The sequence below is a fragment of the Bacillus cihuensis genome (genome assembly GCF_000504145.1).
Lineage (GTDB): Bacteria > Bacillota > Bacilli > Bacillales > DSM-1321 > Peribacillus > Peribacillus huizhouensis.
Window position 1 is genome coordinate 594,258 of the sequence record NZ_AYSD01000010.1, and the last position, 21,962, is coordinate 616,219.

At 35.8% G+C, this 21,962-nt stretch carries 22 protein-coding genes, 1 pseudogene and 2 riboswitches; of the genes and pseudogenes, 19 read left to right on the plus strand and 4 right to left on the minus strand.

What is annotated here, in order from left to right; all coding sequences use genetic code 11:
* Positions 1–50 precede the first annotated feature (50 nt).
* Entirely contained in the window at positions 51–1,004 is a 954-nt protein-coding gene (locus V179_RS0102615) for an FkbM family methyltransferase (protein WP_028390146.1), read from the plus strand.
* A gap of 73 nt (positions 1,005–1,077) precedes the next feature.
* Here V179_RS0102615 and V179_RS0102620 read toward each other — a convergent pair whose 3' ends face one another.
* Both V179_RS0102620 and V179_RS0102625 read right to left on the minus strand, forming a co-directional pair.
* Complete coding sequence (locus V179_RS0102620) at positions 1,078–2,367, minus strand: ATP-binding protein (RefSeq protein ID WP_161632334.1); 1,290 nt, start codon at positions 2,365–2,367, stop codon at positions 1,078–1,080.
* A 305-nt stretch (positions 2,368–2,672) separates the two neighbouring features.
* On the minus strand, positions 2,673–3,836 hold the full coding sequence (locus V179_RS0102625; RefSeq protein ID WP_028390148.1) for a pyridoxal phosphate-dependent aminotransferase: 1,164 nt from the start codon (positions 3,834–3,836) through the stop codon (positions 2,673–2,675).
* A gap of 81 nt (positions 3,837–3,917) precedes the next feature.
* Between V179_RS0102625 and V179_RS0102630 the strand changes: the two genes are divergently transcribed.
* The 11 genes and pseudogenes from V179_RS0102630 to V179_RS31475 all read left to right on the plus strand — a co-directional run.
* Positions 3,918–4,700, plus strand: coding sequence for a carbon-nitrogen family hydrolase (locus V179_RS0102630; RefSeq protein WP_028390149.1), 783 nt, complete (start codon positions 3,918–3,920; stop codon positions 4,698–4,700).
* A 161-nt stretch (positions 4,701–4,861) separates the two neighbouring features.
* A riboswitch (SAM riboswitch) is annotated at positions 4,862–4,968 on the plus strand.
* Between the two features lie 112 nt (positions 4,969–5,080).
* The gene (locus V179_RS0102635) at positions 5,081–6,094 is read left to right on the plus strand and encodes a methionine ABC transporter ATP-binding protein (protein WP_028390150.1); all 1,014 of its coding nucleotides are present in this window, start codon (positions 5,081–5,083) and stop codon (positions 6,092–6,094) included.
* On the plus strand, positions 6,084–6,755 hold the full coding sequence (locus V179_RS0102640) for a methionine ABC transporter permease (protein WP_028390151.1): 672 nt from the start codon (positions 6,084–6,086) through the stop codon (positions 6,753–6,755). The genes V179_RS0102635 and V179_RS0102640 overlap by 11 nt, the downstream gene beginning before the upstream one ends.
* A gap of 175 nt (positions 6,756–6,930) precedes the next feature.
* A complete protein-coding gene (locus tag V179_RS0102645) occupies positions 6,931–7,767 on the plus strand; it encodes a MetQ/NlpA family ABC transporter substrate-binding protein (RefSeq protein ID WP_028390152.1) in 837 nt (278 codons plus the stop codon).
* Positions 7,768–8,552: 785 nt separating this feature from the next.
* A complete protein-coding gene (locus V179_RS26915; protein ID WP_034300251.1) occupies positions 8,553–8,774 on the plus strand; it encodes a DUF2187 family protein in 222 nt (73 codons plus the stop codon).
* A gap of 648 nt (positions 8,775–9,422) precedes the next feature.
* Positions 9,423–9,920 carry a sigma-70 family RNA polymerase sigma factor gene (locus tag V179_RS0102655; protein ID WP_028390153.1) on the plus strand — a complete coding sequence of 166 codons (498 nt, stop codon included), beginning with the start codon at positions 9,423–9,425 and terminating at the stop codon, positions 9,918–9,920.
* 359 nt (positions 9,921–10,279) lie between these two features.
* Positions 10,280–10,771 (plus strand): hypothetical protein, encoded by a 492-nt coding sequence (locus V179_RS0102660; protein WP_028390154.1) that lies wholly within the window; start codon positions 10,280–10,282, stop codon positions 10,769–10,771.
* Positions 10,772–11,024: 253 nt separating this feature from the next.
* On the plus strand, positions 11,025–11,738 hold the full coding sequence (gene deoD, locus V179_RS0102665) for a purine-nucleoside phosphorylase (protein WP_028390155.1): 714 nt from the start codon (positions 11,025–11,027) through the stop codon (positions 11,736–11,738).
* Positions 11,739–12,009: 271 nt separating this feature from the next.
* A complete protein-coding gene (locus V179_RS0102670) occupies positions 12,010–12,744 on the plus strand; it encodes a GntR family transcriptional regulator (protein WP_028390156.1) in 735 nt (244 codons plus the stop codon).
* Between the two features lie 435 nt (positions 12,745–13,179).
* Positions 13,180–14,157 carry a 2-hydroxyacid dehydrogenase gene (locus tag V179_RS0102675; RefSeq protein ID WP_028390157.1) on the plus strand — a complete coding sequence of 326 codons (978 nt, stop codon included), beginning with the start codon at positions 13,180–13,182 and terminating at the stop codon, positions 14,155–14,157.
* Positions 14,158–14,406: 249 nt separating this feature from the next.
* Positions 14,407–14,678 (plus strand): annotated as a pseudogene (locus tag V179_RS31475) (DUF6434 domain-containing protein); the annotation flags it as partial.
* A gap of 133 nt (positions 14,679–14,811) precedes the next feature.
* Here the strand turns inward: V179_RS31475 and V179_RS26920 are convergent.
* The gene (locus tag V179_RS26920; RefSeq protein ID WP_051404800.1) at positions 14,812–15,621 is read right to left on the minus strand and encodes a helix-turn-helix domain-containing protein; all 810 of its coding nucleotides are present in this window, start codon (positions 15,619–15,621) and stop codon (positions 14,812–14,814) included.
* A gap of 232 nt (positions 15,622–15,853) precedes the next feature.
* Positions 15,854–16,894, minus strand: coding sequence for a hypothetical protein (locus V179_RS0102685; protein WP_028390158.1), 1,041 nt, complete (start codon positions 16,892–16,894; stop codon positions 15,854–15,856).
* A 219-nt stretch (positions 16,895–17,113) separates the two neighbouring features.
* A riboswitch (PreQ1 riboswitch) is annotated at positions 17,114–17,157 on the plus strand.
* 53 nt (positions 17,158–17,210) lie between these two features.
* Between V179_RS0102685 and queC the strand changes: the two genes are divergently transcribed.
* The 7 genes from queC to V179_RS0102725 all read left to right on the plus strand — a co-directional run bounded on the left by queC (position 17,211) and on the right by V179_RS0102725 (position 21,901).
* A complete protein-coding gene (gene queC / locus V179_RS0102690; RefSeq protein WP_028390159.1) occupies positions 17,211–17,870 on the plus strand; it encodes a 7-cyano-7-deazaguanine synthase QueC in 660 nt (219 codons plus the stop codon).
* Positions 17,870–18,346, plus strand: a complete 477-nt coding sequence (gene queD, locus V179_RS0102695) for a 6-carboxytetrahydropterin synthase QueD (protein WP_028390160.1) — start codon at positions 17,870–17,872, stop codon at positions 18,344–18,346. The genes queC and queD overlap by 1 nt, the downstream gene beginning before the upstream one ends.
* Entirely contained in the window at positions 18,339–19,067 is a 729-nt protein-coding gene (queE, locus tag V179_RS0102700) for a 7-carboxy-7-deazaguanine synthase QueE (protein ID WP_028390161.1), read from the plus strand. The genes queD and queE overlap by 8 nt, the downstream gene beginning before the upstream one ends.
* Before the next feature lie 19 nt (positions 19,068–19,086).
* Positions 19,087–19,623: a VUT family protein gene (locus V179_RS0102705; RefSeq protein ID WP_028390162.1), complete on the plus strand. Its 537-nt coding sequence runs from the start codon at positions 19,087–19,089 to the stop codon at positions 19,621–19,623.
* A 458-nt stretch (positions 19,624–20,081) separates the two neighbouring features.
* Positions 20,082–20,453, plus strand: a complete 372-nt coding sequence (locus tag V179_RS0102710) for a hypothetical protein (protein WP_028390163.1) — start codon at positions 20,082–20,084, stop codon at positions 20,451–20,453.
* A 143-nt stretch (positions 20,454–20,596) separates the two neighbouring features.
* On the plus strand, positions 20,597–20,896 hold the full coding sequence (locus V179_RS26925; protein ID WP_051404801.1) for a hypothetical protein: 300 nt from the start codon (positions 20,597–20,599) through the stop codon (positions 20,894–20,896).
* A gap of 567 nt (positions 20,897–21,463) precedes the next feature.
* Positions 21,464–21,901, plus strand: coding sequence for a MarR family winged helix-turn-helix transcriptional regulator (locus V179_RS0102725; protein WP_028390164.1), 438 nt, complete (start codon positions 21,464–21,466; stop codon positions 21,899–21,901).
* Positions 21,902–21,962: the final 61 nt, after the last annotated feature.

Genomic DNA, 21,962 nt, shown 5'->3' on the forward strand with positions numbered 1-21,962 from the left:
AGTAGTAGAATATTAGCTTCTATTGGAGAAAACAAATAGGAGGGCAGATCTTGATATCAAAAGTTGTAGTTCGTTCCCCTTTTATAATGAATATGTGGGAGCGACACCCAAAAACTTGGAGAATATTAATTGACTTGGGGATCTTCCTTAAATATAAAACATTAAACATTAATAAAATTCCCAACAAAATTGTATTATCATCATCCAATGTTCTTTATGTTAACTCAGAGGAGAATCGTGGTAGAGCATTATTAATTAGTGATGGCATCACACAAAAGCGACTTTCTTATTTTTGGAGTACATCTGTAAAAGAATTCTCGCCAAATCTGATCATAGATGTTGGGGTAAACTATGGTGAATGTCTTTTTTCAACAACCTATCCCGTAGGAGCGATCATCTATGGAATCGAAGCGAATCATCATTTGATTCAATACATCATTAAGTCGAGAGAAGTTCACCCGAATAAAACACAAATAACGATTATCAATGCCTTTGCATCAGACAAAAACGACGAACAGAAAGAATTTTATATCGATAAGCATTGGTCGGGAACATCTTCGGCATCCTATATACCTGCTCACAATATGATTGAAAAGGTGCCTGTTCGTACCATTACGATTGATTCAATCTTTAAGAAAGGCTCAACAAATGGAACCGTTCTTTTTAAAGTGGATGTCGAAGGGTATGAAGCGTTTGTTTTAAAAGGGATGAGCGGGTTACTAGAGAGCTGTAAATCAGCGATTGGTTTTATAGAATTTAATAGTGAATATATTGAAAAATCAGGAATGATAGTAGCCGCTTTTTTCTCTTTCTTGCAAAAATACTTTACGATTTACATGTATGTAGCAGACGATATTTTAGTAAGAGTAGACAGCATTCATTATGAAGATTTACAAGGTATTTTGGGGACTGACAATATTCATACAGATTTACTAGTTGTAACAGATGAAGAGAATATAGAAGTATTTGACTTTATCATACAAGATCATCATAAAAAAATGTAAAAAGGGTGTCCCAAAAGCAAAGGGTCAGCCCCTTATGAGACACCCGCTTCTCTATCAATTTCATCTTGTTGATTTAAGTCAAAGATAGAGTATTGCTAATTAACTTTTTTTTATACGCATGTACTGGTAGAATAATAGAGAAACAAGTTCCTTTACCGTGTTCACTGGTCACATGTATATGTCCATTCATCCCTTTAATAATACTATACGAAACCATCATTCCGAGTCCGGTTCCTTTTTCTTTAGTTGTAAAATAGGGCTCGCCAAGACGATTGATTTGTTCTTGTGTCATCCCTGCCCCTTCATCCTGGATATTAATATGGAGAGTGGTATCTATATAGTCTAAATGGATGTTAATTTCTCCATGATTTTCCATCGATTCAATTCCATTTTTCATGATATTAATCAAACACTGTTGGAATTTTTTTTTGTCCCCTTTAGCAAGATAATGATGATGCTCTACTAAAGATAACTTCACCTGTATTCCGTTCATATTGGCTAACGGGATGATTACATTGACGGCATGTTGAACTTCTTCATTAATATTAATATTTTCCTCTATGTCGAATGCCGGTTTAGCAAAAGTTAAATAATCGTTAATCACTTCTGTAGCACGATCCAATTCTTGTAACGCAATAGTTGCATACTCTTTTCTTGCCTGTGTAGCTTCACCTTCAGATAGCATTTGGATAAATCCGCGGCTGACAGTGAGCGGATTTCTAACTTCATGAGAGATGCTTGCAGCAAGATGGCTCACAATTTGTAGCTTTTCAGCTTTTACTAACTTTTGTAGCACCTGAAAATTTGTTTGGATCACTTCCCAAAGAAGAGTAGATATGAACATGCCGATGATATGTATGACGACATACTTTGTCCAGAATATGCTATCTATTTTTACATGAAATATATGTATTGAAACAATCGCTGAACTAGATAGTGCAAATAGAGTTAATGCAAAACTTAATGTTAGTTTTTGTTTAATGTTCATATTTAAGTAGTATTTAGATAAAAAGATTGCGAGTAAACCGATGTAGATATGTGTAATCGCTGTAACATAAAAACCTACATCATTACCTTGTAAATAGCGGATAATTAGGACTAATAACAATTGTGAAAAACCTAAACGAAATCCTCCGATTAAACTTCCTAAAATAAAGGGGATCCAGCGAAGGTCCCAGATGAAACTCTTTTCAAGTGCTACAGGAAGCAGCATGCATAGGATAAGAGAGACTATTGGGAAAATACCGATAACCCAGCCTTTTATTTCTTCTAAACGATACACATATTTAACCAAATAAACCATTTGTACTAAACATAGAGAGAGTAGAATAAATAAAAAATTGATAAGTAAGTCCTTCGTCATAAGGTCCATCGTTGCACCGAACTTTCAATAGTAGTATGAATAGTTGAAATATTATATGTAAATCATACCAAAATAAGTAAATTAATACTAGTGATATATAACAGAAGAAAGAATTTTCAAACAAAAGAAACGACGAGGAACTTTCTTACAAAAAAGAGAGAGTGTCCCATAAGTGTTCTGGATCCCACACAGCACTGCATCTAGATTATCTTAAATCGAAATCACGCTAGATATAGTATTGTGGGGGCTGACACATTGGCTCATGGGACGCCCTCTATGATTCAAATTTATATGAGATTTAATTATTAGAATAATTCGAGTTTTTTGATCCGTTCTACGGCCTTTACCAATAACTTTTCATCCACTAATAAACCGACACGAATATACCCTTCTCCATATTCACCGAACCCATTGCCGGCGGCAACTGCTACATCTGCTTTCTCAAGCAAATAATTGGCGAATGTTTCACTAGTAAACCCACTAGGCACCGGCAACCAAGCGAAAAACGATCCAGTTGGTGCTTCAACTTTCCAGCCAATATTTTGGCATGCCGTAATAAAGGCATTTCGACGTTGTTCATAACGGTTGACGAGTTCTCCAACACATTGCTGATCATCTGTTAGCGCTGCAACTGCGGCCTTTTGCACAGCTGGAAAAAGACTGCAGTATAAATGATCTTGGATAAGGTTTAGAGCTTCGATAATTTTGGCATTACCAACCGCAAAGCCGACGCGCCAGCCGGCCATATTATAGGTTTTAGATAATGTATACATTTCTATGCCGACGTCTTTTGCACCATTGACCTCAAGAAAGCTTACTGGTTTTTTTCCATCAAATCCAATTGCGCCATAGGCAAAATCATGCAAAATCGTGATTGAATGTTTTTTTGCAAAAGCAACTGTTTCTTCGAAGAAAGTCCGATCTACTGTAGCCCCAGTCGGATTGTTCGGATAGTTAAGATACATTAATTTTGCTGATTCTTTTTGTTTTTGCGGAATGGCGTTGAAATCAGGTAAAAATTGATTTTCAGCTTTAAGTGGGAATGTTTTATATTCGACATTCGCTAACACTGCACCTGATAAATAATCCGGGTATCCTGGATCAGGCAATAACATTAGTTCGCCTTCATTTAACAAGCACATTGGCAGCTCAACTAGACCTGTTTTCGTCCCAAATAAAATAGCTATTTCAGTCTCTGGGTCGATAGCTACTCCATATTGTTTCAAATAAAATTCGCTAGCAGCTTCCTTCAGTTCTTTAAGTCCTCTAAACGGGGAGTATTTATGAGTTAGTGGATCCTCTGCCGCAGTTTGGAGAGCTTTGATGATGTGTGGTGGTGTCGGCTGATCTGGGTTACCTTGCCCTAAATTAATAACATCCCGTCCTTCTGCAACTGCCTTGCCTACCTTTTCAACTAGGTTTGCAAAAAATTGTACTGGTAATTTTTTTAAGCGCTCTGAATATTCCATGTGAACCACCTTTTATGTAAGAGTTGCTATTTAATCTAAAATTTTATAATATTTAGATAAAAAAGTCTAGAGGTGTCAAAAATGAAGATTGCTTGTGTACAAATGGATATCGCTTTTGGGGAGCCAGATCAAAATTATACAGCGATTGAGAAATACATTGAAGAAGCGGCAAAAGCACAAGCGGATGTCATTGTCTTTCCGGAAATGTGGAATACAGGCTACGCTCTTGATCAACTCGACAGACTGGCTGATCGAGAGGGAAGCATAACAAGAAAGCTACTGTCTCAACTGGCCAAAAAACATCAAGTGAACATTGTCGGTGGTTCAGTAGCAACAAAAAGAGGAGACAAATACTTTAATACGATGTATATCGTGGATAGAACTGGAAAAATTGTCGCGGCCTACGATAAAGCTCATTTATTCAAGTTAATGGATGAGCATGTATATTTAAACGAAGGACAAAGTATGAATGTATTTGAAATGAATGGCATTACATGTGGCGGGGTCATCTGTTATGATTTGCGGTTTCCAGAATGGATTCGGACACATGCATTAAATGGAGCCAAGATTATGTTTATCCCGGCTCAGTGGCCAAAGCAACGTATTGACCATTGGCAATTATTATTGCAAGCTAGGGCGATTGAAAACCAGTGTTTTATCGTGGCTGTCAACCGTGTCGGTAATGACCCAAATAATGAATTCAATGGTCATTCCATGGTCATTGCACCTTGGGGTGAGCTACTAATTAGCAATCAAACAGAGGAAGGGATCTTGTACGCGGACCTTGAGTTAGAGGAAGTCGATCAGGTGCGGAAGACGATTCCCGTTTTTAAAGACAGGCGGACGGATTTATACGAATTATAAGGGGAAAAATTAGTACTCTGCTAGAGTAGTAGAGTTTATCACGCTTTAACGGGCCGTTCCCCCTACTGAATGAAGTTTCCCTTTTTAGTTAGTTTTTTTAAAAGATTGACAATAATAGGATAGTTTTATAATATATTAATTACATTAAATTTAATTTAAGATACTTATCCAGAGCGACTGAGGGACTAGGCCCTATGACGTCCGGCAACCCCCAATAATTGGGAAGGTGCCAATCCTGCAGAATGATCTTCATTCTGAAAGATAAGTCGAGATTCTTTCGTATTTCGATGCTCCTTTCAGTTGAAGGGAGCATTTTTCGTAGGATGAAAAGTCTATATATTTTAAATGACTTGTCAATTTGGAGAAATGTGAGGAATTGTATGATTAAAATTCGTAATCTTTCAAAGATTTATAAAACGAAAAAAGGATTAGTTAAGGGAGTAGATGACGTCTCTCTAACGATTCAAAAAGGCGAAATTTATGGAATTGTTGGATATTCTGGAGCAGGAAAAAGTTCATTGCTGCGTTGCATTAATTTGTTAGAGCGACCTACTTCAGGTCAAATTAAAGTGGATGGAACCGATCTTACATCTTTAAAAGGTGAGGATTTACGCTTAGCAAGGTTGAAAATCGGTATGATTTTCCAACATTTTTATTTGATTAGTCAAAAGACTGTATTTGATAATATTGCTTTTTCTTTAAAAGCTGCCAATGTACCAGCAAATCGAATAAAAGGGCGAGTAGAAGAATTGCTCGAAATGGTAGGTCTTGCTGATAAAAAAGACGTATATCCTTCGCAATTAAGTGGCGGTCAAAAACAAAGAGTTGGAATTGCACGGGCTCTTGCTAATAACCCAAAGGTGCTTTTATGTGATGAGGCCACATCAGCACTAGATCCGACTACTACAAAGTCCATATTGAGTTTATTGAAGAAAATTAACAAAGAGCTTCATATTACAATTGTTTTAATTACGCATGAAATGAATGTTGTAAAGGAAATTTGTAATCGAATGGCTATTATGCAATCAGGTAAGGTTATTGAAGAAGGGGCGGTATATGATATTTTTGCTAACCCACAGACGGAACTTACCAATGAGTTTATTGAAAGTGTTGTATCTTTTGAAATCCCAGAAGTGATTTTGAATGGATGCACTGGACCGATTGTCAAAGTGATCTTTAAAGGGAAGATTGCTTCTGAAGGAATTATTTCCGATATGCTTCAGCAGTTTAACGTTAGTGGTAATTTTCTGCACGGTTCTATTGAATATATTCAGGAAATACCACTTGGCATCTTTATTATGGAATTAAAAGGTGAAAAGGAAGAAATAGAGGGCTCACTCCAGTTTATTGAAGGTCGGGCTGCACAAGTAGAGGTGATACGCGGTGGGCTTTGATTATCATCATTTCATAGAACTTATCCCAGATATAAATCTAGCATTTATGCAAACAGTTTATATGATTACAATTTCGTTAATCGTTGCTGTTCTGATCGGTCTGCCGATTGGAATATTATTATTTGTGACGGACAAAGGTTTATTTTTAGAAAATCGCTGGTTCAAAAATGGTTTAGGATTTGTAGTGAATTTAGTCCGTTCGATTCCGTTTATCATTTTATTAGTTGCACTACTTCCACTAACGGACTGGATCGTAGGATCAACAATTGGACCTACTGCAGCAAGCGTATCTTTATCGGTGGCCGCGATTCCGTTTTTTGCTCGAATTGTCGAGACAGCATTGCGTGAGATTGATAAAGGTGTCATTGAGGCAGCTATTGCTGCTGGTGCAACACCATGGATGATCGTTAAAGATGTACTACTGCTAGAAGCCAAGTCAGGCATTATCTCAGGTGTCACGTTAACGCTCGTCAGTTTAATTGGATTTTCGGCTATGGCTGGTACTGTTGGCGGCGGTGGAATCGGTGATTTAGCTATCCGTTTTGGTTATTATCGCTATGACAACACGATTATGATTGCAACAGTAGTTATTTTAATTATTTTAGTTCAGATTATTCAACTTGCTGGTGATTTCATCGCTAAAGTTGTAGATAAAAGATAAAGTGAAACTTCAATCAGTAGGGGTTTTCTTCATCCCCTACTAATTGTTAGTTGAACCAATCGGGCTTTTACGGGCAGTTATCCCCCACCTACGCTTCTTCGATTCCTCCAAGCCTTGAGTGGGGGTGTTACTGCCCGTTAATGCGGGATAAAGAAACAGAAAGAGGGAGACAATTATGAAAAAATGGTTAACAGCATTAATTTTAGTAGCCGTTATAACGGTTTTAGCTGCATGTGGCAATACTAATAGCGAGAAAAGCAGTAACAAAGGGACAAGTTCAGAATCAAAAGAAATTAAATTTGGTGCTACAGCAGGTCCTTATAGTGACATGGTAACGAAAGCGATTATTCCTGGATTAGAAGAAAAAGGATACAAGGTGACAGTCATAGAATTTAGTGATTACATCCAACCGAACAAAGCTTTGGACAATGGCGATATTCAAGCAAACTTGTTCCAAAATACAATATATCTCGAAAACTTCGCGAAAGAAAACAAAATGGACTTAACAGCATTACTCGCTGTACCTACAGCGCCAATGGGGATTTTTTCAAACACATATAAATCTATAGATGAAGTAAAAGACGGGGCAACAGTTACACTTCCTAATGACCCAGTCAATGCGGCTCGTGCTCTTAATACGCTTCAAGATGAAGGATTAATTGTAATTGATAAAAATACTGATCCATTAAAAGCATCAGAAAAAGACATTACGGAAAATAAGAAAAACTTGAAGTTTCAACCACTTGAATCTGGGCAACTTCCCCGTTCAGTGGAAAGTGCAGACTTAGCGGCTGTACCTGGAAACTTCGCGTTAGCTGCCAAGATGGACTTGCTTGATGCATTAGCACTTGAAAATATGAGTGATCAATATCGCAATGTAGTAGCTGTAAAAACAGATAATAAAGATTCACAGTTTGCAAAGGACATTAAAGAAGTTGTTGAGTCTGATGAATTCGAAAAAATTATTGACGAAGAATTTAAAGGATTCGGAAAACCTGAATGGATGAAGTAAATAGAGGGATTTGAAATGAGAGAGGGATATGGCATCAGTGTCACGAAAGAAAGGCTGTAGTTGTACTTCGGATCAAGGTTTGGATTAACAGAAGTTAGACAATTGCAAGTTCAATAATAAATGACAAGATAAGAGGCTAGGTGGTGATTCAAATTTTGAATCATCCCTAGCTTCCTTTATGTTATAGAGTACTTTGATATGTTCAATTGCCTTAAAATCGAGACTTGTAATCTTCGGAATTAAAGTACTCTCCCTTTTACCTCCATCACAATATCTGCTTTTTGGCTATCACGTTCCAAAAGAGAGGTAAACATATTTCAGATAGTGACTTTAAAGAAGAAAAATCGATATGATGATGAACATCAGGAAAAAATCCTTCTGAAAAACTCGGCGGAAAAGTTGTGAAGTTTGTTTAATAATTGAACGTTGTGGAAATATAAGCTAATATCTTCACATACTAACATAGGTACTGTCATTTTAGCTTTTTGAAATTTGTCATGCATTCATAAGTATATTAAACCCCAAATTGCTAACTATAATTACCTGTAGGATACTTATTCTTTTTGCTGCTTGGATCTATTCGTTGTCTGGAATAATTATATTATATGTAGATAGTATTTCCTGGGCAATTTTACTTGCTGTCGGATGGATAAGGATAAACTAAAAGTAAAGACACTGTTCAGAAAAAAATTGGACTGGTGAAACTATGGCACATATGGAATAGAGTTTAGATCTTACATATAAGTGTATATTCAAAATAAAATCATAAAAAAGGGGTAAATAATTTGACAGAAGAAAAAGCGAATCGTAAAAACCCAACAGATAGTAAAATAAAAGTGAAAGTAGGGGATATGATTGATATAAAGAGTGGACTTGAAAAAGGAAAGAAGGGGAAAGTAGTCATCGTGCGAGAAAACTCGGTTATTGTAGAAATTGGTAGAAATACAAAAAAGGATGAACCAATAAATACTGTTGTTAATCATAAAAATTATAAGCTAATTAAGTGAGTGGTTGAGAGCCAGGATCAGTCCCGCAACAATCAATAAATGGGGACTGATCCTTTGTGTAATACCCTCAAACAAGGGATATCTATAAGAACTTTTGTCATTTTTCCCTCCTCCTAATTAAGTACTTTCATTAGGAACACATAATAATAATAGATATTTCCCTATAAATTTTCACAAGGTGCCATCATTGGATGGCTTTTTTTAGTTGGCTGTTTTCACATTCTTTGTTGCTTTTCAATCATTTTTACACTAATAACCCGGGTTGATTTCCGTTGCAGGTCCTCGCTTTCCGCGGGCGGTCTCAGAAGCCTCCTCAGTGCTTTGCACTTGCGGGGTCTCCCTCAACACGCTTTTCCCGCAGGAGTCTCGCACCTGTAACGAAGATCAACATCTGTTCGAACTGGTTTCTTGCTAAAAACAACAATCTTTACGAAAAGAGCCTTTTAGTTCTATTCAATTCGGATCAAAATAGATGCAATTTCTTAATTTGCTTTATTGAAACAGTGTTTTTGAAAGAGGAATTACTTAAATATCGTGAATTATTCATTCCAAATGTTCGATTTCATCTTTCGTCAAACATCTTGAAGTTCTGTACGGTGGACTTACCTAGGAATTCAAGAAGTATGCATATTTCGAAAGGCGAAGTCTTTGGAAAAATTTACTGAAATGGCTGAACAATTTCGGCCGATGATTTATAGTATTATTCAGTCTTTGTCCATTTATAAAAATAAGGAAGAGTTCTATCAGATTGGGTTGATTGCGTTGTGGGAAGCACAATCAAAATTCGATCCAGATCACGGTGCTCTATTTTCTACCTATGCTTATAAAGTAATCAAAGGAAAACTATTAAATGCACTCAGAAAAAATGTACGGATTGACGATACTTGTAAGGTAACTGATATAAGTGAGATGGCTGAGGATCCTGCTTTATCATCCTGTGATCTACTGCTGGAATCCGAGTACTTATCTTGTTATTGCGAAAATCTTACAGTTTCACAGAAGCGATGGGTAATCGGCACATTTCAGTATCAGTTGAGTATTAGTGAAATGGCTGAGCTTTACGGCGTTTCCAACAGTGCCGTAAAATCATGGAGAAAATCGGCTATTAAGAAATTACAAAATAACTTGGTTAAACTCAATACTTGATGCTAACTCAAAATGAATAATTTTCGTAAGCCCCTTTTCTGCTTAATATCCGAAAATTATGACATAATAGAAATAATTCAGTATATAACCAAAAAACTTAGTTAGTGCGCAGTTGAATGAAGATTCATAGCAAGAGAAAAAAGCCCACGAATAGTACAATAGAGACAAGAACTAATCTAGGGAAATCCTACAAAAATAGTAAGTTTCATAGACTACAATTGTCTTACTTTAGGATCTTTTACTGAGGCAGTTAGACGAATAGATTGTACTCACGTGACACGATCTTAATATTGTTGTTTGCATCAATTCAGCATATATTTTCTTCTTTTGTAAAGTAAACATGTGAAGGGGGATGTTTCATGGTTGAAGTGAAATCTGTAAAAATTGATGGAGAAAGTATCCATGTCTTCAAAAGTGCAATCTATATATTTGTAACAAGTACGGGAAATACATTGGAGTTAAATATGATTGTTAGTGAGGTGATCGTAAAAAAATATAGAAAGGAGGAAAATTTAATTATTGAGATTGAATTACAAGACGGCAGAATCATCGGTGCAATTATGCAACTGAAAATATGGTCGGGAACATTACCACAGCTTAATTTATATTGTGAAGTGAATGATCTTGAAGAATATCATGATTTCGAAAAGGTAATAGAAAACGAGTCGTTTTTCCCGAACATAGAAGAAGGCATCACGTTAGAAGAAATCAGAAAAGTTGAAATGCCCAATGAGAAAGTAATATTAAAACTAAATTTACCTATTGACCAAACGGAATGGTTATCTAAGCAAAAAAAAGCGGATTTAAATGAGATTATTAAAGAATTGATTTATGAAATTTGGAGTAAATAAGTTTCAAACGAGAGGGTATCTTATAAGGGTCTGACCTCGCACTCTAAAACAGTATGTTGTGTTTCATACTGAATTTAGTTGTTGCGAAGTCTGACCCTTCTTTGCTTTTGAAACACCTCTTGTTAACTATTTCGTATTATAAAAATATTTTTGAAAGTGCTTGCATCCGAAAAAAGATTATGATAATTTAAACTTGTATAAAAAATAGACATGTTAAAAACTCAATTTTTAACTAAAGGAGTAAAAGAAAACGATGGGTACTACTAAAGAAACACCTCATATTAAGCCAAACGGAGTAGAAATAGCGGAAACTGTACTATTACCTGGGGATCCTTTAAGAGCAAAGTTTATTGCGGAAACCTTTTTAGATAATTACGAGTGCTTTAACGAAGTGAGAGGTATGTTAGGGTACACAGGCACATATAAAGGTAAGAAAATCTCTGTTATGGGTACTGGAATGGGTGCACCGAGCATGGGGATTTATTCTTGGGAATTAATTAATGTCTTTGGCGTTAAAAATTTAATTAGAATTGGTACTTGTGGTGCCATGCAAGAAAACATTGAGTTATATGATGTTATTTTAGGGATGGGTTCTGCAACGGATTCAAATTTTGGCGATCAATTTAATTTACCTGGCCAATTCCCATTAACGGCTTCTTTCGAACTTTTGGAAAAAGCGAAAAAAGTAGCAGATGAAAAAGGGCAAAAAGTTCATATTGGAAACATTTTATCAAGCGATGTATTTTATCATGCTGATCCAACATACATCAAAAAATGGCAGGATATGGGCATTTTGAGTGTCGAAATGGAATCTGTATCATTATATTGGAATGCCATTCAAGCAGGTGTAAATGCATTATGTATCTTAACGGTTAGTGATCATTTAATTACAGGAGAACAGACTACTACTGAAGAACGTCAAACTGCATTTACTAAAATGATGGAGATTGCATTAGAATTAGCGTAAATTTGCTCCATCTTTGAGTTAGACAAGCCTCCTTCACTTCTACATAGACGAACGTGAAGGAAGCTTGTAATGACTGATCATGTTAAATAAGTCCTAATATGGTAACTCTTCCTTACAATTTCTAAAATATTACGTTACTATACATGAAAGAGGATATCCAAAAAGGGTCTGACCTCGCACTCTATACACAGTATATTATAATCTGTATATAGTCGTTGCAGGGTCTGACCCTTTTTGTAAAATTATTTAGAAAAGGATACGGATTGACTAAATGACTAAAAATAAACGAGATAAATTGAAAAGACCACTCTATATCAATGTATATGACGAGCTCCTGCTTCAAATTACGAAAGGAGAATACCCTGTAGGTAGTAGGCTTCCTTCAGAACCAGATTTAGCAAGTAGACTAGGGATTAGTCGCGCAACTTTACGACAAGCTTTAGCCCTTTTGCAAGATGATGGAATAGTAAGAAATATACGTGGAAAAGGAAATTTTGTGATCGATTCGTTTTATAAGCAAGAGGGTGTTCAGTTAGAAAAATTAAGTAACCCTATGCATAAGTGTCATATAAGTACATTTGATCGAATAGATACAAATTATCGTCTGGACAAGGAAACGGAATATACGAAACAAGTATTAAAAAGAGATTCATCTACAGTTGTAGCTTTAGAACGTTTGTATAGAAAGGGAGACGATTTAGTAGCCTATGCTTTTACATTTATGTCGATGGAAATGGTCGAAAGTTTATCCTTGGACTTAAATAATAAGAATGAGTTACTGGATTTTTTAGAGAACCAAGTGTATTTGAATGCCAACCACGGAGAAATTGAAATCAAATATACCCGTACTGTTAATCTAGTCAACAAGAAAGAAAAATTAATCGGCCAAAATGAATGTTTTTTATTATTGGAAAGCCTTTACAGCAATGCAGATTATCCATTAATGTATAATAAATTTTATATACCGCAACAGTTCTCGAATATAAAATTAAATATTTACAACTAGCTAATGGATGGACATTTCCCCGATAGGAAAGGAATAACCGCAACCCTGGATATACATAACTCTACAGCTTTTTAATTTGCGATGATTGGCTCCAATCTAGCTAACTTTATACCAGAATTTGTGGGAATCACAAACAATGGTGAAGAGTCGTTATTTTTCTGCGGAAAAGGGGTGGGGCTTCGCAAAATCAGCCCCGTCCCGCCACCTTCATCAGGTGATACAGTTTGAGATCCTGCACCTTTTTCATCGTAGGGTTGGGAGTAGGCGCTCATAGATGTTTTTCATTGTTGAAGTTGATTGAAACTTTAAAGAATATTGTAATTTAATAGAGATTGTAAAGTCTGTGTGCAATAATAATGGTAAGAATTGATGGCAAACCAAAGTGGAATCCAGCTGTCTAGTAATTCTTACTATATTGAAAGAGAGGAAACAGTCATGAAGCCGAAAGTAATTGTCTATAAGAAAGTGGACCAAAGTGTATTAGATTTTATTCAAAAGACTTGTCATGTTGTTTATTTTGAGGAGTTTGGTTCCCAAAACTATCCAGAATTTCTACATGAGTTAAAGGACGCACAGGGGATATTAGGCTCAGGATTAAAGGTGGATAAGAATTTACTGGATCAGGCTCCACAATTAAAAATTGTCTGCAATACCTCGGTCGGTTACGACAATTTGGACGTTTCAGAGCTATCAGAACGAGGAATTATGGCTACAAATACTCCAGAAGTACTGAACGAGACAGTTGCAGATACGATTATGGGATTAATTTTATCATCGGCTAGAAGGATGCCGGAATTGGATCAAATGGTTAAGACAGGGCAGTGGGGAACAAAACTTGAGGAAAATTGGTTTGGGATTGATGTCCATCATAAAGTATTAGGAATTATTGGAATGGGTGGAATCGGCTCTGCGGTTGCCCAAAGGGCTCATTTTGGATTTGATATGGATATTTTATATCACAATAGATCCAGAAATGATGAAGCTGAACAAAAGTATGGGGCTACATATTGTTCGATGGAAGATCTGCTCAAGCAGTCTGATTTTGTATGTGTAATGACACCGTTAACTCCCCAGACTGAAAAGCTGATAGGAAATAGAGAGTTCGAATTCATGAAAAAGACAGCAGTTTTTATCAATTGTTCAAGAGGCAGAGTGGTAGATGAAGGCGCTTTAATTCATGCTCTCGAAACTGGAGAAATTCATGCAGCTGGTCTTGATGTCTTTGAAAAAGAGCCGGTTAATTTGGATAATCCATTGCTTGCTATGAATAATGTTGTGACTTTGCCGCATATTGGTTCCGCAACGTATGAAACTCGCTTGAAAATGGCAATGTTAGCAGCAACGAACCTAGTTGCTGGCTTACAGGGAGAAATTCCACCTACATGGATTAATAATAAGATACAAGTAAAGTAGCTGAACAGCTATCAGAATAATGATGGGAAAATATAGTAGAATTGCTGGATAGCCCTTTTGGGGCTATCCGTTTTTTGGTAGGTAACAGGTACCATCCAGTAATGTGTAATTGTGGATTCAGAAATTCTATGAAAAGTAGCGGATAATGGCGCGCGAATATTCCCGTGTTGTGTTAGGGAGCATTTTCTTAGGCTGTTTTCGTATAGTTTGTTGTAATTGTCTATTTAAATTGATAGGAACAATACAGTGATCAGTCCTAAGTTTCATTTTCCTACCTATATTCAAAATTATTTTAAAACAATGTAGGAAAAACATATCGTGATGTTGTAGATACTTGGGATGAAGAAGAACGAAAGAAAGACCCATCATATAAGAAAAAAATTGCTCCTCAATTTGAATATAATCAATTTATTCGTGACTTTTTCACTGACCCAGAAAGCCGTGAAGAAGCAATTGCAGCCTGGAACAACATCAAGAAACGCCCTGGAGATAATACATATACGGCAAATATACTTAGGTGACAAGCACCATCCAGAAATATGTAAATGATGACTCTTTAGATATAGTCGTGGAAACCAAACATGGTAACGTTTAATTGGGACTGTATTAGTATGAACATCAATAGATATAATGGGCATCTTTCCAATTAAACTACTAAACTAGCCACTCCAATTCTTCGTTTGTAGCTTCATCATCGAAATCAGGAAATACAGAGTCATAATATAATTGATCCAGCATATTGGACAATGTACCGTTATAATATCCAGCAAGATTATGGATTTTTTTTCGTTTTGTAGCCTGAAAGCACGTCTTAATAGCTGAAATGCCAATATGTAAAAGCTCTTCCTGCGTATAAACATTTTTTATGTAATGAGTTTGTGCGACATAGATGCCATAAAGTTTATCCACTAAAGGGCAGTCACTGACAAAATTATGAATCATTCCCTTAAATCGTTGATAAGCAGACGAATGACTGTCTTGATACGTATGATCTAATTCTTTATTTTTTTGCTTAAAAGGAATGCAGCTTTTTGGTGTGACATTTTCAGGCATCTCTTGTGTGACAATTTCTTCTTTAGTGGAAGAAAGATCAGTTTTCACAAGTTTTTCTTTCTGAATGAATTGAATCACAATCGCATTGGATGTTTGTTTCATATCTGTTGTCCGCTTCATTTCATATTGCCGAATGGCACCGAGCTGTTCTAATTTAAGGCAGACGCGAATTACTGTTCTCCTACTTTTTCCAATCATCTCCGCTATTTTCGTTTTACATAAAAAACTTACACCTGGATACACACAACTATATCTTGCAAGAAGGAGTAAGACTTCTGTTTCTGTTTTGGTTAATTCTAATGAATCTAAATGAAGCAAAATAGCCTCGTTTAATTCTTCTACCGACGCAAATGATGCTAGTTCCTGATACGTTTGGACACCTGCAATATATTCAATCTTTTTCTTCGCCATTCTAATCCCTCCCGTTATGCAGAGAATTCTGCTTGTCACTCTCTTTATAACTTCGGAATGGGGGAAAGTAGCATGGGGATAAAATTTATTTAATAATAATTAAATCTGAATGTCCCAAAAGAAGGGTCAGACCACGCAACAACTAAATACAACATAAGATAAGTGTATGGAACACTACTTACTGATTTAGAGTGTGAGGTCAGACCCTTATGAGACAAACTCTTTCCTAATTCTATTGAGCAGCTGGAGCAAATGTTTTGGCAATATGAGTCGTTACTGGATCATACTTATCTTGTTTATTTGTCGGGTAGGAGATGATAAATTTATTAAAAACTGTTGGGCCAAAGAAAAATTTTTCATAGAAAATTTGGCCATTTTCTTCATATGAAACTACATACCAATCATCTGTCAATTTTTGATAGGCAATTTGTCCTGAGATGCTATTTAATTCTTCCTGGTAATAGGTTTCGATTGTTTCTCCTTCGTTCACAATATTCGTATGACCGCCATAGGCAGTGACTTCAAATTCTGCATTATAGAACCTTGCTCCATCGCCATTAGTAGGTGGAGTATCCATTGTTAAATCGTCTGGATATTGCATTGAAAAACCAAAAAGGTCGTTTGCATATGAACGATACTTGAATGTTTTAGCTTTCTTTTTTTTGTTCTTCTTGCTGTTAGATTTTTCTTCGTTATGATCTGTGTCAGTTTGTTGCACTATAGGTTCATAGGTCGTTAAAGCTACTGTTACTTGTTCAGATAGTTTAGTCACTTCAGATTGATAGTCTGCTAGAATTTTGTTTGTTTCGATGTCTTTTTGTAAAAGCTGTATCTTTTCTTCAGCTAAATTATAGCTCTCTTTTGTGATCAGGCTTTTAACAAGGTCAAGGTTTTTTTGAAAAGAAGCTGTGATATTTTGATCTGAATGGACGAGGTTTCGAAGACTTTTCGCTTCTGACTGCAAGGTTTTTAATCCATTTCTATGATTAATGACAGCATTAAGCGAATCAATGGCAGTATCATATTGTTTTTGCTCATAGGCGCTCAGTGCGTTTTTCATTTGAGTCGATTGCTCAAAATAAGAGGAGGCATCTTCGTCTCTTTCTTTTTCTTTTAATGCTAGTTCAAACTGGATTGCAGCTTGATGATAATCCTTTTCTATCAAGCTTTCGATACCTTTATCCATTGCTTCTTGGTAATTGTCGTTTGAACAAGATGCAAGTAATAATAAACTGACAATGACAAGTGTTAGTACCTTGAATTTTGACTTCATATGTTCTCCATTCTATTATTTAATTCAACAACAAATCAAATTTTATCAAATGATTTAGGTTTTGTCTTAAATATCTGAGATGTTGAAAGTGTATGTAAAAACAGATAATGGAAAAAAGAGATCCAATATGTACCAATTTATGCATGTTTTATTTTTAGTTTGAAGAAATAATGATTTTAGTCTAAAATGAACTGATGTAAATATAAAATCCGTTTAATTACGGTAGAGGTTTCTAGCTACCCTCTCTAAAAAACTAAGGAAAACAGCACTGCTTTCTTAGTAGTGCTGTTTTTCTGCCGAAAAGGGGATTTTTTTAATGAAGCAAGAGAAAGCAGTAGTAGTTTTTAGTGGCGGTCAGGATAGTACGACATGCTTATTCTGGGCGATGAAGCAGTTTAAAGAAGTGGAGGCAGTTACGTTTGATTATAATCAGCGGCATCGGTTAGAGATAGACTGTGCTAAGCAGATTACAGACGAACTTGGCATTAAACATCATATTCTGGATATGTCGCTGCTTAATCAATTGGCGCCGAATGCATTAACGCGTGATGACATTGCCGTGAGTGATGGAGAAGAGGGGGAGCTTCCTTCCACCTTTGTTCCGGGGAGAAATTTGTTATTCTTATCTTTTGCTGGGGTGCTTGCTAGCCAAGTTGGTGCGAAGCATATTATTACGGGTGTGTGTGAAACAGACTTTAGCGGCTATCCGGACTGCAGAGATATTTTCATAAAATCATTGAATGTGACATTAAATCTATCGATGGATCAGCCATTTGTGATTCATACACCGCTTATGTGGATGAATAAGGCGGAGGCCTGGGGCATGGCGGATGAATTAGGTGCTTTGGACTTTGTTCGTAATAAGACACTAACTTGTTATAACGGAATCATGGCAGATGGTTGCGGGGATTGTCCAGCATGTAAATTACGTCGAAAAGGCCTCGATGACTACTTGAGTCAGAAGGTGAAGAATTGATGTATGGCTTTCGCGTAGTAGATAAATTGCAAAAGATCAATAAAGATATTAAAGCTGATCAATTAAAATATCATGCTAAACGAGTACTAGTTAGTAAAGAGTTTACATTCGATGCGGCTCACCATTTACATTGTTATGAAGGGAAATGCAAAAACCTTCATGGTCATACCTACCGGGTTATTTTTGGACTTAGTGGTTTTATCGATGATCGAGGCTTACTTATTGATTTTGGCGACATTAAAGAAATTTGGAAAAATGAGATTGAAATTTTTCTTGATCATAAATATTTAAACGAAACGTTGCCATTAATGAATACAACCGCTGAAAATATGGTTGTTTGGATTTATGAAAAAATGGCGGAAGCATTAAAAAATAGACAAAAACAATATGATGGAGCAAGGGTTGAATTTGTCCGTCTTTATGAAACGCCAACGAGCTATGCCGAGGCAAAAAGGGAGTGGATGGAACATGAGTAAAATTCCTGTTATGGAGATATTCGGACCAACCATTCAAGGAGAGGGCATGGTCATCGGTCAAAAGACGATGTTTGTCAGAACGGCGGGTTGTGATTATTCTTGCTCATGGTGTGACTCGTCTTTTACATGGGATGGAACCGGTAAACATCTCATTAAGCAAATGGAGCCAGACGAAATCTTGCAACAGTTAAGAGAACTTGGGGGAGACGGGTTTTCTCATGTGACCATTTCAGGTGGAAACCCGGCTCTGTTGAAGAATCTTGCAGGATTTGTCCAATTAATAAAGGAAGAGAACATGAAAACCTGTCTTGAAACGCAAGGGTCGAAGTGGCAAGATTGGATGCTTTTGATTGATGAGTTGACGATCTCACCTAAGCCACCTAGTTCAGGTATGATCACAAACTTTGACTCACTTGATATGATCCTCGATAAACTCATGTCAGACGATTTTTCAGGAAATGTCAGTTTGAAGGTCGTTGTATTCAATGAAGCTGATTTTAACTATGCAAAGGAAATTCATAGAAGATACCCTGGCATTCCTTTTTACATGCAGGTGGGGAATGATGATACGAAGACTGTAAATGACGCTGAGTTAATTACCCATTTGCTGAAAAAATACGCAGAGTTAATCGAGCAAGTGATACAAGATAAAGAGTTAAAAGAAGTTAAAGTACTCCCTCAACTTCATGCATTAGTATGGGGAAATAAACGAGGCGTGTAAGAAACGAGGAGAATAAATGATTAGAATTTTACTATATTTAATCGCCATTGTAACAGCCAATGTTGTGACGGCTTCTTTTGCCCCTTTATCTCTCGGTGTGTTTATTGTGCCAATGGGAACGCTATTTATTGGTGCAACTTTTATCCTAAGAGATTTGGTTCAAAATACATTTGGCAGAAAGAAAACCTATATAGCAATCGGAACAGCTTTAGCTCTTTCAGCGATCATGTCAAAATTGTTGGGAGACACATTATTAATCGTTCTTGCATCTGCTATTTCGTTTGTCATCTCAGAAACAACCGATACCGAAATTTACTCGAGATTGAAACTGCCGATGGCTTGGCGAGTTTTTTATAGTGGTTTAGTCGGTGGTTTCCTGGACTCTGCTATCTTTGTCATTATTGGCTTAAGCCCATTGGGTGCCAATTTCCTACCATGGGAAGCTGTACCTTTTGCGATTCTAGGTCAGGTAATTGTGAAGACGGTTATACAGAGCCTTGGTGCAATGGTCCTCCATCGCGTAATCATTTCGCGGAACCGAGTAGAGGTTGCTTGAGTAATTGCTAAAAACTCAGATACTGCTAATATGACATGAAAAGATAAAAAATTAGGAGTTAGAAGAGGCAGCTATTATCTAACTGGTATTTGATTTCATGATGAAGATGATCTTTATTTAGATTTTAAGAATAGCCCTAATTTTGGTCATATATAAGTGACCAAGATTTGGGCTATTATTTTTATGGTGAAAGGGCGTTTTACTTACTATGTCCACCATATATCGGTTCCAGCATAATAAAATAGGATAGAAAAAGGAACCAAAGCCAACCGGCACTGATTCCTTTTAGCAAAATGAAATATAGTGTTTACTACTAGGATTGCCATGAATAGATCGTTTGGTGATCTTCTTTAGTTATCTCTATCTTCATTGTTATTATCATTGCCTTATTTATTTTTTTCTACCTTATCATTTTCAAGAGAAGGTAGGCCTGATAAGTACCCAACATTTCCTGGATTTTGCGAACCGGCCATAAGATTGAAAGATTAAATAAAACACCAATAGAAATTGTTGATTTATTAAAAGAACAGGCTTTTCTTGTTTCAGCAGAAGACTTAGTAAACAACAATTATTATAATAAAAAAAGATTAATAGAGGCAGTGCATCAAATTCTTAATGCTTATCAAAGTGCATTTGAAAAAGTCCTCAAAGTAGATGAGTTTGAGAAAATTCTATATAGTAAAGAAAAAGAAATTGATAATTTAAAAGAAGAAGTAGGGTTTTACAAAAATAAGTATAAAGAAATGACAGTGCAGAGTACAACTATAAATGGTCGAGAAGAGCATGGATTGAAGGAAAACGTACTTGATATAGAGAAATATTACCAATAAAGACGAGAAAATCAAAATAGTGAAACAGAAAATGAATTAGCAGATCTATTTAAATAGATGCAGAATTAAGAGTTTATTATTACTTATGAATATCGTGACAAAATGTACCAACCAAAATCAGTGGATTTTCAGCCTTATAAATAATGAAGGAAGGAAAAGCAGCTTGGGATGCCTATCAATACTATAAAGATGGTTCTGTTGTAGAATGGACTGGAGATAAGGGTTCTAATTTACCTCATTCTATTACTTCAATTACTACCTCTGTTCCAAATAAAACAGAAGCAGCTACAGATCATAATGCAAATGATATAGCTGAAAAAACAACTGATACAAAAACAAAAGCAACTGATAATAAAACAACAAATACAGGAATGATTTTATCAATCATCGCGTTAGTTCTTTCTATCGTTGCTCTTGTTATGTCATTCATTAGAAGAAAATAAAAAATAGATAGAAATAAGAATAGGAAGTAACTAAACCAGCAAAACCCTGCTATTTATAGGTTTAGCTGGTTTTCTTATTTTTTAGGTTATACAGAGGCTTACACATTTAGTTAATATTCGAAAGTAAAAATGAGGGAATATTTTGAAGAAATTTATTGTTTTATTATTATGTTTATTTATTGCAATGGTCGGTTGCTCTAAAGAGAAAGTGTTGATTTAAAATAAAGTTCGATAATTTATAAAAAGATTGATTAAAAGTCCTGTATGATATGCAGGACTTTGTTGTTCTGCAATCGGGCCAAATTGTGGAACAACACCTTTAAAGAAAATTGGATATCTATATTAAAGTTTAGAAGAGATTGCGAAGGTTTGCATTTAAACTAACAAAGCAGATTAATGGAATGAGAAATAAACTATCAGGGAGAATAATTTAGAAGTGAATTATATTATGAAAAAGTTGTCCAGTACAAAAAATACCGTTTGGGGTGATGGCGATACCCCTTTTAATTATTTGACTCTTAATAAATTATATGTTAATTTGTATATGCAAATGAGAGGTGAAATCAAGTGAAAATAGATGATTCTATTTTATCTCTGTGTTTATTTTTTACATCGAATCGTTTTTCTCGTTATATGACGAAGATTGCAGAAGATGCTTTTGCAGAGACTAATCTGTCTCCTTCTTACATTTATCTCTTAATAGTGGTGTATCAATATCCTGGAATCACGCAAAAAGAACTTTGTGATAAATTGTCAATTGCACCTTCCACAAGTACAAGATTTATTAATAAACTCGAAAAACTCAACTTAGTTTATCGACGTTCAGAATGGAAAGAAACGCATATACATTTATCAGAAAAAGGTGTAGAGCTTTGTGAGAAAATGGATGAATGCTTTGATGAACTTCACAAACGGTATGCTTCTATTTTGGGAGAAGAAAAAAGTAATGAGCTTGCAAAAATCCTTTACGAATCAAGTGAAATAATAAAAAAAGAGAAATTCTAACTCTTTTTTTCACCAATCATTTGTATGTACAAATGATTTGCGATTATATCATGAAGAGAGG

Coding starts and splice junctions, on each gene's coding strand:
- V179_RS0102620 (WP_161632334.1), bottom strand. CDS start 2,367: ATGACGAAGGACTTACTTATCAATTTTTTATTTATTCTACTCTCTCTA.
- V179_RS0102625 (WP_028390148.1), bottom strand. CDS start 3,836: ATGGAATATTCAGAGCGCTTAAAAAAATTACCAGTACAATTTTTTGCA.
- V179_RS0102630 (WP_028390149.1), top strand. CDS start 3,918: ATGAAGATTGCTTGTGTACAAATGGATATCGCTTTTGGGGAGCCAGAT.
- V179_RS0102635 (WP_028390150.1), top strand. CDS start 5,081: ATGATTAAAATTCGTAATCTTTCAAAGATTTATAAAACGAAAAAAGGA.
- V179_RS0102645 (WP_028390152.1), top strand. CDS start 6,931: ATGAAAAAATGGTTAACAGCATTAATTTTAGTAGCCGTTATAACGGTT.
- V179_RS0102660 (WP_028390154.1), top strand. CDS start 10,280: ATGGTTGAAGTGAAATCTGTAAAAATTGATGGAGAAAGTATCCATGTC.
- deoD (WP_028390155.1), top strand. CDS start 11,025: ATGGGTACTACTAAAGAAACACCTCATATTAAGCCAAACGGAGTAGAA.
- V179_RS0102670 (WP_028390156.1), top strand. CDS start 12,010: ATGACTAAAAATAAACGAGATAAATTGAAAAGACCACTCTATATCAAT.
- V179_RS0102675 (WP_028390157.1), top strand. CDS start 13,180: ATGAAGCCGAAAGTAATTGTCTATAAGAAAGTGGACCAAAGTGTATTA.
- V179_RS26920 (WP_051404800.1), bottom strand. CDS start 15,621: ATGGCGAAGAAAAAGATTGAATATATTGCAGGTGTCCAAACGTATCAG.
- V179_RS0102685 (WP_028390158.1), bottom strand. CDS start 16,894: ATGAAGTCAAAATTCAAGGTACTAACACTTGTCATTGTCAGTTTATTA.
- queC (WP_028390159.1), top strand. CDS start 17,211: ATGAAGCAAGAGAAAGCAGTAGTAGTTTTTAGTGGCGGTCAGGATAGT.
- queD (WP_028390160.1), top strand. CDS start 17,870: ATGTATGGCTTTCGCGTAGTAGATAAATTGCAAAAGATCAATAAAGAT.
- queE (WP_028390161.1), top strand. CDS start 18,339: ATGAGTAAAATTCCTGTTATGGAGATATTCGGACCAACCATTCAAGGA.
- V179_RS26925 (WP_051404801.1), top strand. CDS start 20,597: ATGAAGGAAGGAAAAGCAGCTTGGGATGCCTATCAATACTATAAAGAT.